The organism is Kutzneria sp. CA-103260, assembly GCF_018263855.1.
GTDB lineage: Bacteria > Actinomycetota > Actinomycetes > Mycobacteriales > Pseudonocardiaceae > Kutzneria.
Genome location: NZ_CP073318.1, coordinates 3450468 through 3465146 on the forward strand (window position 1 = coordinate 3450468; position 14679 = coordinate 3465146).

Below are 14679 nucleotides of genomic sequence, written 5' to 3' on the forward strand. Positions count from 1 at the left end.
TTAATCAACACTGTTGTGAAAGTGCAAGCCCGGGTCGCCGCGGACGGCTAGGGCAGTGGGTCCTGGCCGACGAGCGAGTGCCCTCGGCTGGCCGACTCGCGCACGGCGTCGAAGCCGTAGTCGGTCATCTCCTCTTCGTACGCGCGCAGGACAACGTCGAGGGATCGGCCACCGGCGGCCTGGACGAGTTGGGCGCGCAGCAGGCAGGCATCGCGCAGCGCGGTGTTCGCGCCGACGCCGATGGCGGGGCTCATCACGTGGATGGCGTCGCCGAGCAGGGTGACCGCAGTGGGCCGGCCCGCGGCGGTGGGCACGCTGGTCCGCACCGTGACCGGGAAGATCGTGACGGGATCCTGGGCCGACACGATCTCGACCAACGCCGGGTCCCAGCCCGCCACCTGACTCAGGGTCAGCGCCCGCAGTCGCGGGCCGTCCATGGCGAACAGCTCCTCGTCGGAGCAGGGGAACAGTTCGCGTCGGGCGCCGAAGACGCACACGAGGTAGTCGCTGTCCTCGCTGAGCTCGATCTCCGGAGCGATCCGCGCCGCCGCCTGGCGCATCGGCTCGCGGTACCGCACCGGGGCGAGACCGAGGAAGCGCCGCTGCGGGCCGACCACCGTGGTCCACAGGCCCAGCAGCTCGGGCGGGGCCTGGTGGACGGCGAAGGGAACCTTGCCGTAGAGCAGCCGGAGTCCGGCGTCGACGACCTGCGCCTGCGGCAGGTACTGCTTGCGGACAGCCGAGTTGACGCCGTCAGCGCCGATCAGGACGTCACCCGTGGCACTGGCGCCGTCGGCGAAGTGCGCGGTGACAGTTCCCGACGGGTTGACGTCGTAGCGCGTGAGCCTGGCACCGTAGTGCACCGCCTTGTCCAGGCCCGACAACAGGATCTGCCGCAGCGTCAGACGGTTGACCGCGAGATGCCCGCCGCCGGGCAGATCCGGCACGAGCGGGAGTTCCTGGGCGTGCACCAGGTCCAGCCGGTGGTCGTAGGTGGCCATGCGCGCCCCCGGGGTGGCGGAGGTCGCCGCGAACAGCTCGAAGGCCGGCGGCGTCAGCAGTTCCCGGAGCGCGGTGATGCCGTCCGGGTTGATGCGGATGCGATAGCCCTGGTTGCGAAAGGCCGCAGCGGGATCCTTCTCGTACACGGAGACGGTGATTCCCGCCTGACGAAGCCCCTGGGCGAGGGCCAGGCCACCCAGGCCGCCCCCGGCGATGATGACGTGCATGTCCGACACGTTCGGTCCCTTCTCGACAACAAACGAAAAGGGACGCACCGGGTGTGCCTCGACGGGCACTGTACGAGCGGCATGACCGCCATCCGGACTACCTACCGGACAGTGACTTTCGTACGTCCGGAAACCACGCTAGCACAGCGGGACCGGCGCCGAGAGCACCATGGCGTGATGGGCCCCGCCGCGCGACGGAGCCCATCACAGGACCTCAGCCGATGCCGTTGAAGATCTTCGAGTAGGCGTAGCCGACCTTCTTGTCGTAGGAGTGGACCTCCCAGAAGGAGAGCTCGCTGACGCCGTTGGACTTGGCGAACGACAGCAGGGTCTTGGCGTTGGCCTGGGTGAAGTTCTCGTTGTCGTCGTTCTTGCCGGCGATGGGGGTCAGGCCGATCATGGCCCACGCCTGCGCGGAGGACGCGCCGTAGAGGCTGGCCAGTTGCTTGGCGGTGCCCTTGGCCGCCGACTCGGCGTCGTTGAGGGCGTTCTCGCCGTCGCCGAAGTCCATGGTCATGATGTTGACGGTGCTGACCTTCACCCCCTGGGCCTTGGCGTCCTTGAGCAGGTTGAGGGCATTGCTCGGCAGGCCGCCCGGGTCGACCGGCAGCGTGAAGTCGACCTGCACGGACGGGTCGGCCTTCTGCAGCGCGGCGAGCGCCTGGTCGCGGCGGGTGATGGAGGCCTTGTTGTCCAGCGGCCCGCCTTCGATGTCGAAGTCGAGCCGGTGCACGTTGTTGGTCTTGACGACGTTGGCGTAGGCGGCCTGCAGGCTGGACGTGCTGGTGCAGGTGAGGGCCAGCTCACCACCCTCGGCGCCGCCGAAGGAGATGATCACGTCGCCGCCGGCCGACTGCAGCGAGCTGATCTGGGACTTGAACGCCCCGACGGCCGAGCCGCCCGCCTCCCACTGCGGCGTGCAGCCGCTCTTGGGAATGAGGAACGCCAGCGTGTAGTGGCTGACGCCGGAGGCGCTCTTGTCGGCGGCCATGTCACCTGCGGTGCTGCTGGACAGCTCCAGGTAGGGCGCGGCGAACTTGGCGGGGAAGGACTTGGGCGTCGCGGCGGTGGCTCCGGTCGCGCCGGCGGCGAGCGCGGCCGCGGGCAGCAGGGCCGCGGCGGCGACGGTGAGGGCACGGCGAACTGCGCTAACCATGGGGCAGGGTTCCTTCCTAGCAGGGACGAGGAAGGCGGCGGTAGAGCATCCGCCCGGAATGGTTAGGAAACCTTCCTGACGGATTGGGAGGACGTTAGAACCCCGGCCGAAGGCCGTCAAGATGGCCGCCGGGTTGATGGCTTTTGCCCTTTTCGACGGGATGGTCGGCACAACACGGCTACCCGGACGATCCCTATCGCCGGTTCGGGTGAACGGCGACATGATCGTCTCAGTAGGGTGGAGGTATGACAGGCGACGAAGCGGCAGGCTCCGAGGCCCGCAGACCCAACCACTTCGACGTGGTCATCCGGGGCTACAACACGCGCCAGGTCAACGAGCGTGTGACCCGCCTTGAGTTCGACCTGCGCACGGCCACCCGCGAACGGGACCTGGCCCGCGCCGGCAACGCCGAGCTGGCCAAGCGACTCGGCGCGGCCGAGGAGGAGCTGACCGCGCTGCGCGAGCGCGTCCGCCAGCTGGCCGACGAGCCGCTCACCGGCGAGAACGTCAACGAGCGCGTGCGCATCATCATGGACCTGGCCGCGGAGGAGATCCGCGAGCAGAGAGGGGCGGCCGAGCGGGAGCTGGCCGAGCAGCGCGCGGACCTCCAACAGCGGCGGATCGCGTTGGAGCGCAAGTACAACGAGCACAACGACGCCCTCGACCGCGAGTACGACGAGCTCAAGGCCAAGCTGGCCCGCGAGCACGAGCAGCTGATGGCTCGGGCCCGCGCGGAGGCGGCCAAGGTGACGCGCTTCGCCGAGGAGCGAGCGGCCCTCACCGTTCGTGAGGCCGACGAGCACGCCCGGCAGCAGACCTCGGCCGCGGACGAGCACACGGCGCGGATGCAGGCCCTGCACAACGAGTTCCGGGACCGCCTGGTCGCCGCCCGCAGCACCGCGCACGAGGCCGTGGCGGAGCTGGAGCGGATGGCGGCCGAGGAGTAGGCCCGGTCAGAACGTGGAGTGCGTGAACCACTTGGCCAGCAGCGCGGCGTCGCCGCTGGTCCGCACCCGGGGGTCGTCGACGCCGACGCGGCCGTAGACGAGCAGCAGCAAGGCTTCCGGCGTCGTCATCACGGCGGCGTCGGGCGTCCCGGACGGCACCAGGCCGAACGACTCAGGGTCGAGCCGGACAGTCCACTCGGCGCCGGGCGTCGCGAATCGGACCGTCTCACCGCCGCCGCGCAGAGCGCTGAGGTGCGGGGCGAACGACTCCGCGGACGGCAGGTTGACCAGGAACTCCTCGACACCGTCGGCTGCCAGGATCGGATCGATCTCCGTGAGCGAACCGGCCGCCAGCTCGGCGTCGTGGCGGTGCACCAGCAGCTCCATCAGCATCCGCCGCGCCCAGAACGCCACTCGGCTGCCCGGTCCCCAGGTGTACATCGCCGCGTCCGGGTCGGCGGCGCGCAGCACCCTGTCGACCTCGACGGCCCGCGACGCGCACCACTCCGGGTAGCCGGCGATATCCGCGGGCACGCCGTAGGCGACTTCGCGTGGTGACAACCGTGTCGGCGACCGGCGGTCGATCATGGCCGCGAACCACTGCTGGAGCACGCCGACGTGTCGCACCAGGTCGGCCAGCGTCCAGTCCGGGCAGCTCGGCACCTTCGCCGTCAGGTCATGCGCGGCGGCGATCGAGGCGATGCGCGCGGCCTCGTCGGTGATCGCGTCGCAGTAGGTCGTGTACGGCAACTCGGTCATTGTTCTCCCCCATGGGTGATGCGGCCGCCCAGCATCGTCAGCACCACCGGCATGTCGCGCAACTCGTTTTTCGCCGGATCCCGTTCCGCGACAAGGAGATCGGCCACGTCTCCGACCTCGACGGCGGTGCGTCCACCGCACGCCGCAGCCAGCGCGACGTCCAGGGCAATGCGCTGCTCCGGGTGCCACGCCGGCCGGTCGTCGTCGGTGCGGGTGACCGCGCTGGCGATACCGTCCCACGGATCCAGCGGCGCGACCGGGGCGTCCGAGCCGATCTCCAGCGTCGCCCCGGCGGCCAGCAGCGAGGCGTACGGAAAGGCCCGCGCGGTACGGCCGGCCCAGTGCCGGTCCGCCACGTCACGATCGTCCGGCGCGTGCGCGGGCTGCACGGAGGCGAGCACGCCCAGCTGTGCGAACCGGGGCAGGTCCGCCTCCGACACCAACTGGGCGTGCTCGATGCGGCCCGGGCAGCCGACGGTCTCGAAGGCGTCCAGGGCGATCTGGTTGGCCCGGTCGCCGATCGCGTGCACCGCCGGCACGATCCCGTGCGCCCAGGCGCGACGCATCAACGTGACCAATTCCTCTTGCGGCACAACGGCCACGCCGTGCCCGTCGCCCTCGTACGGGTCGTGGCAGAGGGCGGTCCGCGTGTTCAACGAGCCGTCGGAGAACAGCTTCAGCGGCCCGACGGACAGCAACCCGTCCGTTCCCGGCACCACGTCGCCGGTCCGGTGCCCTCGATCGATCGCCACGTCCAGCAGGTGCTTGGCGATCACGCACGTCACCCGAACCGACGGCGTCCCGAGGCCCAGCCGGCGAGTCCAGTCGGCCACCGTGTCGGTCAGCTCGTAGTCACGAATCCCGGTGACGCCACGGGCCGCCGCCGCTTCGGCGGCCTCCAACACCCACACGTCCGGGTCGCCGGCCGGCAGTTTCGCCGTGACGGCCATGCATTCCGCTTCGACCAGCACGCCGGTCGGGTGATCAACGCCGAGCTCCTTCAGCGCCGCCGGGCTCAGCCAGAGCGTGTGCAGATCAGCGCTGAACAGGGCCGCCTTGCGGCCCGGCATCGCCTGCTCCAGCAGGTCCTTGTGCGGCACGTCGGGCCACAGCCCGTCCACGAAGTTCGCGCCGAACACCCAGTCCTCGGCGCTGCCCCGCACCAGTTCCACCGCCGCAGCCGCGGACTTGGCCTCCCCCAACGAAATCCGCCGCCGATTCGAGGCCCACTGCTGCATGTGCACGTGCGCGTCGACCAGTCCCGGCAGCAGATGCCCACCGTGGCCATCGATCGCCTCACCCGTCAGCACGCCGGGCTCGGCGAAGGCCTCGACCACTCCCCCGTGCACCTGCACGTCGACCAGCCGACCGCGCCGATGAACGTTGCGCAGCACCAGATCCGTCATACCGACAGCCGCTCGCGCAGGAACGCCACGACCCGCTCGCGGGCGGCCAGAGCCTGGTGCCCCGGCCGCTCACGGACCTCGGCGGTCAGCACCGAATGGGCCCCCTTGCCGAAGCCACCGGGGTTGCCCGGCTTCGAGTCCAGCTCGATCACCTCGAACGCGTCGCCGAGCCGCTGGCGCAGCGTGGCGAACCGCTCACGCGGCGACGTGCTGTCCTCACTGAATCGCAGGCCCAGCACACACAAACCGTCCTCGGTTCGCTTGATCACGGTCTGCAACTCGGCCTCGGACAAGCCGGGGTCGGCCTTGCGGGCCGCACCCAGCGGCAACGGCACCGACGGCTGGCTCACCACCGGCGCGAGCACCACGTCCTCGACCGCCGTGGCCAGCGCGAAGCCGCCGGTGAAGCACATGCCGATCACGCCGACGCCCTTGCCCGGGGTGCGGCCGGCCAGGTCGCGGGCCAACGCCCGCAGGTACTGGGTGATCGGCCGCTGCGCGTTCACCGTGAAGGCCCGGAACTCGGCGCTCACGCACAGCCGGGCGATCACGCCGAGCGTGTAGCCGACGCCCATCGGCTTGCCCGGCGTGCCGAACGGGGACGGCACCACCACGGTGAAACCCTGCTCGACCAGGTGATCGGCCAGGCCCAGCACCTCCGGCGTGATACCCGGGACCTCGGGCACCAGCACCACGCCCGGGCCCTCGCCCTTCTCGTAGCAGTCGTAGGTCAGGCCGGCCCCGGTGAAGGGCGCCTGGCGCCAGCCGGCGAGGTCGGAGGCGGGCGCTTCGCTCACTGCTGCACCTCGCCAGCGCCCGGTGTCCGCATTCGCGGACGCTCTCCGTTGAATGATTCGCTCGCAAGCTCGCTCATGCCTGCCGGGTCCTCTCCCGCGACGACGCCGCGCACGGCGGCCTCGATCGCCGCGCGAACGATCTTGGGGTCGGGGCCATCGTAGGTCGACACCGTCGCCGGATTGCCGGACCCCCACGCCGCCGCGGTGGCGATCACGAGCGTCAGCACCACATCGGGCGGATACCGGGTGCTCTCGCCGATCGCCGCCACCTTGGCCCGATTGGACTCGGCGATCGCGGCGAACGCCTCGTCGTAGTCGCCCTGCTCCAGCCGGAACCAGGCGGCCAGCCGCAGCAGCCGCGGGTTGGCGCGGAAGAAGTCGTAGAGCCGGCCCGCGTAGCCGGGCAGGTCCGCGGGCGTGAACGGCACCTCGTCCAGCAGCCGCACCACGTGCGCCTCGAACACCGCCCGGAACAGGGATTCCTTGTTCGTGTAGTAGACGTAGATCAGGTTCTTGTTGGCCTGCGCCGCCACGGCGATCCGGTCCACCCGGGCGCCGGCGATGCCGTAGCGCGAGAACTCGTCGGTCGCCGCCGCCAGCAGGCGGGCCTTGGTCGCGTCGGCGCGGGACATGCCTCGACCGTAGCAGCGACTACAGGTCGATGACCTCGAACGAGACGCCGTAGCGCACGCCCAGCCCGACGCCGACCTGGCCGGCGAACGTCTCCAGGAACTCGCGGGGCTCGCTCATCGGGTTGTCGACCAGCCCCCGCAGGTACTCGGCGTGCGCCGCCAGCGAGGCGACCCCGAGTTCGAACGTGTCGGTCACGTCGACGGCGTGCCGCGCCCGGTTGCTGCCGCAGACCAGCATCCGCTTGGCCCGCCACGGTTCCAGCCCCAGATCCCGGAAGATCCACCGGTTGGCGGCGTCGCGGGCGCCGTCCATCAGGGCCCGGCCGACGGCGATGTGGTCGGCCTGGTTGGGCTGGCCGCTGTCCCAGAACTCCTGGAAACCGCCCGTCAGCACCACATCCGGCCGGTGCCGGCGGACCGCCTCGGCCACCGCTCGCCGCAGCGGCAGGCCGTACTCCACGACACCGTCCTGGAAACCGTAGAACTCCACCGTCTCCACACCGACAACCGCCGCGCCGGCCCGCTCCTCGGCCTCCCGCAACGGGCCGCACTGCTCCGGCTCGATGCCGTCGATGCCGGCCTCGCCGCTGGTGGCCAGGCCGTAGACGACGCGCTTGCCCTGCGCGGTCCAGCGGGCGATCGCCGCCGCGGCCCCGTACTCCAGGTCGTCGGGATGGGCGACGAACGCCAGCACGCTGTCGAAGGACTCGTCGACGGGCTGCAACGGCTCCGGGCTGGTCACGCCAGCACGCTACCGCGCTCAGGCCGTCTCCCGTCGGATCAACTCCGTGGGCAGCAGCACCGACGGCGGCAGGTCCGCATCGCCCTCGAACTGCGCCAGCAGCCGCCAGGTCATCGTCCGCCCCAGTTCCTCTATCGGCTGCCGGACCGTGGTCAGCGGCGGCACCGAGGTGGCGGCCAGGCCCGAGTCGTCGAAGCCGATCACCGCGATGTCCTCCGGCACACGGATGCCCCGGCCCCGCAGCACGTGCAGCGCGCCGATGGCCATCAGGTCCGACGCCACGAACACCGCGTCCAGGTCCGGGTGCTCGGTCAGCAGCTGCTCCATCGCCGCCGTGCCGCCCTCCAGGCTGAAGTCGGCGTGCGCGATGGCATCGATGGGGCGGCCGGCCATCGACAGCGTCCGCCGCCAGCCGCTGAGCCGGTCGATGCCCACGGCCATGTCCCGCGGCCCGGCGATGGTGCCGATGTGCCGGCGGCCCAGGTCGATCAGGTGCTGCGCGGCCTGCCCGGCCCCATTGAAGTTGTCGGCGTCCACATAGGGCACGTCGACCTTGGCCAGCGGCCGCCCGCACAGCACCACCGGCAGGCCGGAGGCGACCAGCTGGGCCGGCAGCGAGTCCTCACCGTGCAGGCTGACCACCAGCGCGCCGTCCACGTGCCCGGAGGTCAGGTAGTTGGCCATCGTGCCGTGGTCCTGCTCGTCCTGGGACATCAGCAGCACCAGCTGCAGGCCGCTGCCGGCCAGGCCGGCGTGCACGCCGCGCAGCACGCGGGCGAAGAACGGGTCGCCGAGCACCCGGTCGCCGTGCTCGGACACGACCAGCGCGATGGAGTTGGTCCGCTTCATCGCCAGCGACCTGGCCAGCATGTTCGGGCTGTAGCCGAGGCTGGTCACGGCCTGCGCGACCGCCTCCTTCGCCTTCGCGCTGACGTAGGTCCGGCCGTTGATCACCCGCGATGCGGTGGACCGGGACACCCCGGCCACCCGGGCCACCTCGTCGAGGGTCGGGACCTCCCGGCCGTCTTCGGCCACGCTCTACCCCTACTCCGGCAGGGCGTTCGCCCTCGCCACCGTCGCGTACCACCTGCCGCTCAGCTTAGGAGTGCGGACGAAGGTGTCGAAGTCGACATGCGTCACGCCGAATCTTTTCGCGTAGCCCTCGGCCCATTCGAAGTTGTCCAGCAGCGACCAGGCGAAGTAGCCGCGGACGTCGACACCGGCCCTGATCGCCGTCTCGACGGCCCGCAGGTGTTGTTCGAAATATCGCTGCCGGCCATAGTCCACGACAAAGCCGCGCGGGTCGGCCACGTCGTCGTAGGCGGCGCCGTTCTCAGTGATGTGAATGGGCAGCCTGGGGTATTCGGCGTGCAGGCGGTTCAGCACCCGGAACAATCCGTCCGGCAATTCCTCCCAGCCCATCGCCGTGGTCGGCAGGCCGCGCGGGACGTTGTGCACGTGCTCCGAGCCGATCCATTCCGGCGTGTGGCCGCCGGGGCGGCCGGTGACGTGGTGGCCGGTGTAGTAGTTGACGCCCAGCGTGTCCAGCGGGGCCGCGATCAGGGCCAAATCGCCGGGTTTGATGTGGTCGGCGAAGCCCAGGGGCTGAAGGTCGTCGAGCACGTCCTGCGGATAGGCCCCCTTGAGCACGGGGTCCAGGAAGATCCGGTTCTGCAGGCCGTCGACCCGCCGCGCCGCGTCCACGTCTGCCTCGTCGCTCGGGTCCACCGGATCGACCGGGTACAGGTTCAGCGTGATGCCCACCCTGCCCTTGTCGCCGATGACCGAGCGGGCCAGACCGTGGGCCAGCAGGAGATGGTGCACGGCCGCCGCCGCGGCCTTCGGTTCGCGGCGGCCCGGGGCATGCACGCCGGCGCCGTAGCCGAGCAGGGACGCGCAGTACGGCTCGTTCAGCGTGGTCCAGTCTTCGACCCGGTCGCCGAGCGCCTCGTGCACGATCTGCGTGTAGTCGGCGAAGTGCTGCGCGGTGTCCCGATTGGCCCAGCCGCCCTGACTCTCGTGCCGCTGCGGCAGATCCCAGTGGTACAGCGTGAGAAACGGCCGGATGCCGCGGTCGAGCAGGCCGTCGACGAGCCGCTCGTAGAAGTCGACGCCCTTGCGGTTGACCGCGCCGTCGTCGTCGACGATCCGGGGCCAGGACACGGAAAACCGGTAGGCGTTGAGGTTCAGCTCGGACATCAGGGCCAGGTCGACGTCGAGCAGGTGGTAGTGGTTGGCCGCCACTTCCCCGGTGTCGCCGTTGGCCACGCGTCCCGGCTGCCGGCTGAACACGTCCCACACCGATTCGCACCGGCCGTCCTCGGCCGCCGCGCCCTCCACCTGGTAGGCCGCGGTCGCCGCGCCCCACAGGAATCCTTCCGGGAACACCCCATCGGAAACAAGCACAGTTACCCCTTCACGGCGCCCTGCATGATGCCGGCGACCAGCTGACGGCCCACCGCCACGAACAGCAGGAAGATCGGGATAGTCGCCAGCGTGGTGCCGGCCAGCACCAGCGCGTAGTTCACGTAGTAGCCGGCCTGGAGCTGTTCCAGGGCCAGCTGGATGGTCGGGTTGTTCTGGTCCAGCGCGATCAGCGGCCACAGGAAGTCGTTCCAGGACTGCATGAACGTGAACAGGCCGAGCATGGCCGCGGCCGGCCGGGCCGCCGGCACAGCCACGTGCCAGAAGACCCGGATCATCGAGCAGCCGTCGGCGCGGGCTGCCTCGATCAGCTCCGAGGGCACCGCGTCAGCCAGGTACTGGCGCATCCAGAACACGCCGAACGCGCTGACCAGGTTGGGCACGATCACCGCCTGCAGGTGGCCGGCCCAGCCGAACTCGGACATGGCCATGTACAACGGGATGATGCCCAGCTGCGTGGGCACCGCCATCGTCACCACCACGAGTACAAAAAGGACGTTGCTGCCGCGGAACCTCAGCTTGGCGAAGGCGAAGCCGGCCAGCGTGGAGAAGACCACCACCGACAGCGCCACCGAGCCGGACACGATGACGCTGTTCAGCATGGCGTGCCAGAACGGGATCGTGTCCAGCACCTGCTGGGCGTTGGCGAAGAAGTTGCCGCCGGGCAGCAGCGGCGGCACCTTGTCGGTGAGGATGTCGTTGCCGTGGCTGGGCACCAGGAACGACCAGTAGAGCGGGAACACCGAGCCGAGGATGAAGGCGACGAGCAGGCCGTAGATCAGGAATCCGGGTCGTCTCACCGGCTCAGCCTCCTGGTCAGGAAGTAGTTTCCGACCGCGGCCAGCACGATCACCAGGAACAGCATCCAGGCGATGGCGCTGGCGTAGCCCAGGCGCAGGTTCTCGAACGCCGACTGATACAGGTACAGCGTGACCGTCTGGAACTGGTTGGTGGAGCCGCCGGTGTTCGAGCCGGGCATGGCGCTGAACAGCTTGGGCTCGGTGAAGATCTGCAGGCCGCCGATGGTGGACGTGATCACCACGAAGGTGATGGTCGGCCGCAGCAACGGCAGCGTGACACTCCGGAACCGGCGCCAGGGGCCCGCGCCGTCGATCATCGCCGCCTCGTGCAGCTCCGGCGGGATCGCCTGCATCGCGGCCAGCACGATCAGCGCGTTGTAGCCGGTCCAGCGCCAGTTCACCATGGTGGCGATGGCGATGTGGCTGGCGAACCGGTTGGCCTGCCAGTCGATCTTCCCGATGCCGACGGCGTCCATGATGGAATTGACCAGGCCGTAGTTGACGCCGAACAGGTTGCCGAAGATGATGCCGACCGCCACCAGGCTGGCGACGTACGGGACGAGGACACCCATCCGGAATCCCGTGCGCAGCCTCAGGTTCGTGTTCAGCAGCGCCGCCACCCCGACCGCCACGATCACCTGCGGCACGCTGGAGAGCAGGAAGATGCTGACCGTGTTGGCCAGCGCGTTCCAGAACTGCGGATCCTGGAGCAGTTCGGTGTAGTTGCCGGCGCCCAGGAACTTCGCCGTGTCGTCGCCCAGCTGCCAGTCGAACAGCGAGACATATCCCGTGTACAGCAACGGAAACAGGCCGACCACCGCGAACAACACGAAGAACGGCGCGATGTAGAGGTAGGGCGAGACCTTGAGGTCGAGACGCGCCCAGCGGGCCTGCCGTGCGACGGCCGGCGTGTCCCGCGGCCGCCGCACCGGCAGTTGGGTCAGCGTCACTTCGCGGCCTTCTGCGCCCCGGCCACCGCCTGCTGCCAGCCGTCCGCCGCCGCTTTGCCCTGCTCCACCGCCTGGAGAGCCGGCGCGAACACGTTATCCTGGATCTGGCCGTCCTGCGGGCCCTTGTACTGCGCCTTGGCCACCTTCTTGGCCTGTTCCGCGTACAGGGCACCGGTCTTGGCGTCACCGAAGTAGGCGTTGGTCTGGTTCAACAGCTCCGGCGACTGCAGGGCCTGCACCTGGCTCGGGAAGGGGCCCTTGGCCACGAACGCCTTGATCTGCTGCTGCGGCGCCGTCAGCCAGGCCGCCAGCTCCGCCGCCTCCTTGGGATGCTTGCTCTGCAACGGAACCGTGAGGTACGAGCCGCCCCAGTTGCCGCCGCCGTTGGGGAAGGCGTCCGTGACCGCCCACTTGCCCTTGTTGTCCGGGCCCGAGTTCTGCTCCACCGAGCCGAGCATCCAGGCCGGGCACACCGTCGTGGCGAAGGCACTGGTCTTGAAGCCCGCCTGCCACTCGTTGCTGAACGACACCAGCTTCGCCGACTCCTTGTCCGCGATCGCCTGCGTCACCGCGTCCCAGTCCGCCTTGATGTCCGGGTTCGTGGCCACCACCAGCGTGTTGTTCTTGTCGTAGTAGCCCACTTCGTGCTGGTTGTGCATCGCGTTGAAGATCTGCGTCGAGGTGTCGAACCAGGCCTTGCCCGTCTTCTCCGCATAGGTCTTGCCCGCCGCGAAGTAGCTCTGCCAGCTCGCGAAGAGCGCCTTCACCCCGTCCGGGTCGCTCGGCAACCCCGCCTGCTGTAACAGGTCCTTGCGGTAGCACATCGCCAGCGGGCCGATGTCCGTGCCGTACCCGATCAGCTTGCCGTCCTTCGACTTGCCCGCGTCGTACTTCCAGGGCAGCCACCGATCCGGCCCCGCGTCCGCCGGCCCGATCTTGCTCAAGTCGTTGAACTTGTCCGCCTTGGTCAGGACCTGGGCCAGGTACCCCTCCTCCACCGCCTCGACGTCGTCCAGCCCCGAGCCGGCCGCCAGCTTCGTGAACAGCTCCTGGTGGTGCGGGGCCGCCTGGCCCACCTTGTGCTGCGTCACCACCACGTTCGGGTGCTCCGCCTGGTACTCCTTCAGCAGGTCCTCGTACCCGAACTCCCCGAACGTCGCGATGGACAGGTGCACCTTCCCGTCCGACGCGTCCCCCGCCCCACATCCGCCAACCCCAGCCGCCACCAGCGCCACTGCCAGGGCCGCCACCACAACTCTCTGCCGCATGTCCCTCCGCTCCATTCTGGAAGCGCTTCCAGACGATGCCGGCGAGTCTGCGACGTCCCCACCCCCAATGTCAACGGTTACACGCCCTCCCGTTACCCAATTCCTGGAAGCGCTCCCAGAGCCTTGGGCCACACGGTCGCCCCCATCCCCGACAGCAGCCCCCAGGCGCCCCAGTCAAACGGCCTTCCCGACAACCCCCGCACGACTGCGCACGCCACACCCCCATAACCCGCCATTTCCCCAGCTCAGCACCCCGCAACCCCCCGATTTCGATCTTTCCCCCGAGTGCGCTAAGCTATGCGAGCACTCAACGAACACCGAGTGCCAGACCGGGACGTGGCGCAGTTTGGTAGCGCACTTGACTGGGGGTCAAGGGGTCGCAGGTTCAAATCCTGTCGTCCCGACGGTCAAAGAAGGCCCGCCAGGCCAGGGCAGATGCCCAGGTCGGCGGGCCTTTCTCATGCCCGCCGACGATCTTCAGTCGATCATCCACAGTGGACCAAAACCCCGCTAGAGCCCAAAAATAGGAGCGAAACAGGAGCGGGCGCCCCCAAGTTTTTACGTAACATCGTTACGGGGTCGCGGTTCGCACCACCCGACGGGGTGGATCTGCCAACCGACATCAACGAACCCCAACATCCACGTACTGGGTGCGGCCGACGACCGTTCGCGACCGTTGACCGCCGTTGCCGTCTGCTCCCGCCCCTACCTGCCCGATGGCCGCCCTATCAGCCGGTCGCCACCGGTCCACACCCGACTGGGCCCGTTGCGGCGTCACCGGGCCAGCCGAAGACCCAGTTCACCCAAGCCTGTGTGATCGACTTCACCGACGACGCCAGAGGCGCGCAGGTTCGAGCCCTCCCTCACGCACATGCGTGCACAACCCGCCCCAGCTTTGCTCCAGGGTGTTGAGGACCTCGTACTCGGCGATCGACTGGTTGATCCGCCGCTATACGATCCGCTGCGCCAGACTCGCGGTCAGTGTGTGATCGGTTCGTTCGCCGCGGGCAACGGCACCTCACACCGTTCTAACTCCCGCTCGATCGACAGCCACTCACCTCGTGGCGGTTTAGCCACCGGGGTTGAGGGCATTGCGTGGGAGCCCGAACTCCACCAACCTCCAGCGGTCGAGCTGCTGCCCGTGCAGCACCGACGCGGCCCCAGACCGCCGGCGGACCATCTCCGTGAACTCCGTGCGCAGCGGCACCCCTAGAAAAGCCATCCCGCCGCCGGTGCCCGCCAGGACACACCAACTCCTCACCAGCGCGTCTGGCCGGCGAAATACTTGGCCGCCTTGCGCGGGATCTCGCGTTCCTCCCCCGACTCGCGGACCTTCCTACACAGCGCGGCGTTCTCCGCTTCCAACGAACCTGGGACAGGGTGGGTGTCCGCGGGCGCCGCAGTCTCGGCGTCGGCGCCTCGCGCCTGATCGGCCCGGATCCAGCTTCGCAGCGTCTCGATGTTGATCCCGAGATCCCGGGCCACCGCGGCGACCGTGGTGCCCGGGCGGGACCGGTACAACGCGACCGCCTCGGCCCGAAACTCCGGCGAGTAGTGCTTCATCACCAT

Annotated in this window: 15 protein-coding genes and 1 tRNA gene; 2 read left to right on the forward strand and 14 right to left on the reverse strand. The window is 69.4% G+C overall.

Going from position 1 to position 14679, the window contains the following annotated elements; genetic code table 11:
- Nucleotides 1–47 precede the first annotated feature (47 nt).
- Both JJ691_RS14910 and JJ691_RS14915 read right to left on the reverse strand, forming a co-directional pair.
- A complete protein-coding gene (locus JJ691_RS14910; RefSeq protein ID WP_211769368.1) occupies nt 48–1229 on the reverse strand; it encodes an FAD-dependent oxidoreductase in 1182 nt (393 codons plus the stop codon).
- Nucleotides 1230–1443: 214 nt separating this feature from the next.
- Nucleotides 1444–2385 carry a chitinase gene (locus tag JJ691_RS14915; RefSeq protein WP_211769369.1) on the reverse strand — a complete coding sequence of 314 codons (942 nt, stop codon included), beginning with the start codon at nt 2383–2385 and terminating at the stop codon, nt 1444–1446.
- Between the two features lie 245 nt (nt 2386–2630).
- On the opposite strand from JJ691_RS14915, the gene JJ691_RS14920 reads away from it, so the two are divergent.
- Entirely contained in the window at nt 2631–3332 is a 702-nt protein-coding gene (locus JJ691_RS14920; protein ID WP_211769370.1) for a hypothetical protein, read from the forward strand.
- Between the two features lie 6 nt (nt 3333–3338).
- Here JJ691_RS14920 and JJ691_RS14925 read toward each other — a convergent pair whose 3' ends face one another.
- Genes JJ691_RS14925 through JJ691_RS14970 form a run of 10 tightly spaced genes read right to left on the reverse strand, consistent with a single transcriptional unit; the run spans nt 3339 to nt 13110 of the window.
- Complete coding sequence (locus JJ691_RS14925; protein ID WP_211769371.1) at nt 3339–4091, reverse strand: maleylpyruvate isomerase family mycothiol-dependent enzyme; 753 nt, start codon at nt 4089–4091, stop codon at nt 3339–3341.
- Nucleotides 4088–5497 (reverse strand): amidohydrolase, encoded by a 1410-nt coding sequence (locus JJ691_RS14930; protein ID WP_211769372.1) that lies wholly within the window; start codon nt 5495–5497, stop codon nt 4088–4090. The genes JJ691_RS14925 and JJ691_RS14930 overlap by 4 nt, the downstream gene beginning before the upstream one ends.
- Nucleotides 5494–6294 (reverse strand): dienelactone hydrolase family protein, encoded by an 801-nt coding sequence (locus tag JJ691_RS14935; protein ID WP_211769373.1) that lies wholly within the window; start codon nt 6292–6294, stop codon nt 5494–5496. The genes JJ691_RS14930 and JJ691_RS14935 overlap by 4 nt, the downstream gene beginning before the upstream one ends.
- On the reverse strand, nt 6291–6926 hold the full coding sequence (locus JJ691_RS14940; RefSeq protein ID WP_211769374.1) for a TetR family transcriptional regulator: 636 nt from the start codon (nt 6924–6926) through the stop codon (nt 6291–6293). Before JJ691_RS14940 ends, JJ691_RS14935 begins: the two co-directional genes overlap by 4 nt.
- Nucleotides 6927–6945: 19 nt before the next feature.
- Nucleotides 6946–7668 carry a PIG-L deacetylase family protein gene (locus JJ691_RS14945; RefSeq protein ID WP_211769375.1) on the reverse strand — a complete coding sequence of 241 codons (723 nt, stop codon included), beginning with the start codon at nt 7666–7668 and terminating at the stop codon, nt 6946–6948.
- A gap of 18 nt (nt 7669–7686) precedes the next feature.
- Nucleotides 7687–8703: a LacI family DNA-binding transcriptional regulator gene (locus JJ691_RS14950; protein ID WP_211769376.1), complete on the reverse strand. Its 1017-nt coding sequence runs from the start codon at nt 8701–8703 to the stop codon at nt 7687–7689.
- A gap of 9 nt (nt 8704–8712) precedes the next feature.
- Nucleotides 8713–10074, reverse strand: coding sequence for a GH1 family beta-glucosidase (locus JJ691_RS14955; RefSeq protein WP_249227928.1), 1362 nt, complete (start codon nt 10072–10074; stop codon nt 8713–8715).
- 2 nt (nt 10075–10076) lie between these two features.
- Entirely contained in the window at nt 10077–10892 is an 816-nt protein-coding gene (locus JJ691_RS14960; RefSeq protein ID WP_249227929.1) for a carbohydrate ABC transporter permease, read from the reverse strand.
- The gene (locus JJ691_RS14965) at nt 10889–11827 is read right to left on the reverse strand and encodes a carbohydrate ABC transporter permease (protein ID WP_442912774.1); all 939 of its coding nucleotides are present in this window, start codon (nt 11825–11827) and stop codon (nt 10889–10891) included. The genes JJ691_RS14960 and JJ691_RS14965 overlap by 4 nt, the downstream gene beginning before the upstream one ends.
- Before the next feature lie 11 nt (nt 11828–11838).
- Nucleotides 11839–13110: an ABC transporter substrate-binding protein gene (locus JJ691_RS14970; RefSeq protein WP_211769378.1), complete on the reverse strand. Its 1272-nt coding sequence runs from the start codon at nt 13108–13110 to the stop codon at nt 11839–11841.
- Between the two features lie 330 nt (nt 13111–13440).
- Here JJ691_RS14970 and JJ691_RS14975 point away from each other — a divergent pair.
- Nucleotides 13441–13514 (forward strand) — tRNA-Pro (locus JJ691_RS14975).
- A 665-nt stretch (nt 13515–14179) separates the two neighbouring features.
- On the opposite strand, the gene JJ691_RS14980 is transcribed toward JJ691_RS14975, so the two are convergent.
- Together JJ691_RS14980 and JJ691_RS14985 are read right to left on the reverse strand one after the other, a co-directional pair.
- Nucleotides 14180–14332 (reverse strand): hypothetical protein, encoded by a 153-nt coding sequence (locus JJ691_RS14980; RefSeq protein WP_211769379.1) that lies wholly within the window; start codon nt 14330–14332, stop codon nt 14180–14182.
- Between the two features lie 35 nt (nt 14333–14367).
- Nucleotides 14368–14679, reverse strand: a complete 312-nt coding sequence (locus tag JJ691_RS14985; RefSeq protein WP_211769380.1) for a transposase — start codon at nt 14677–14679, stop codon at nt 14368–14370.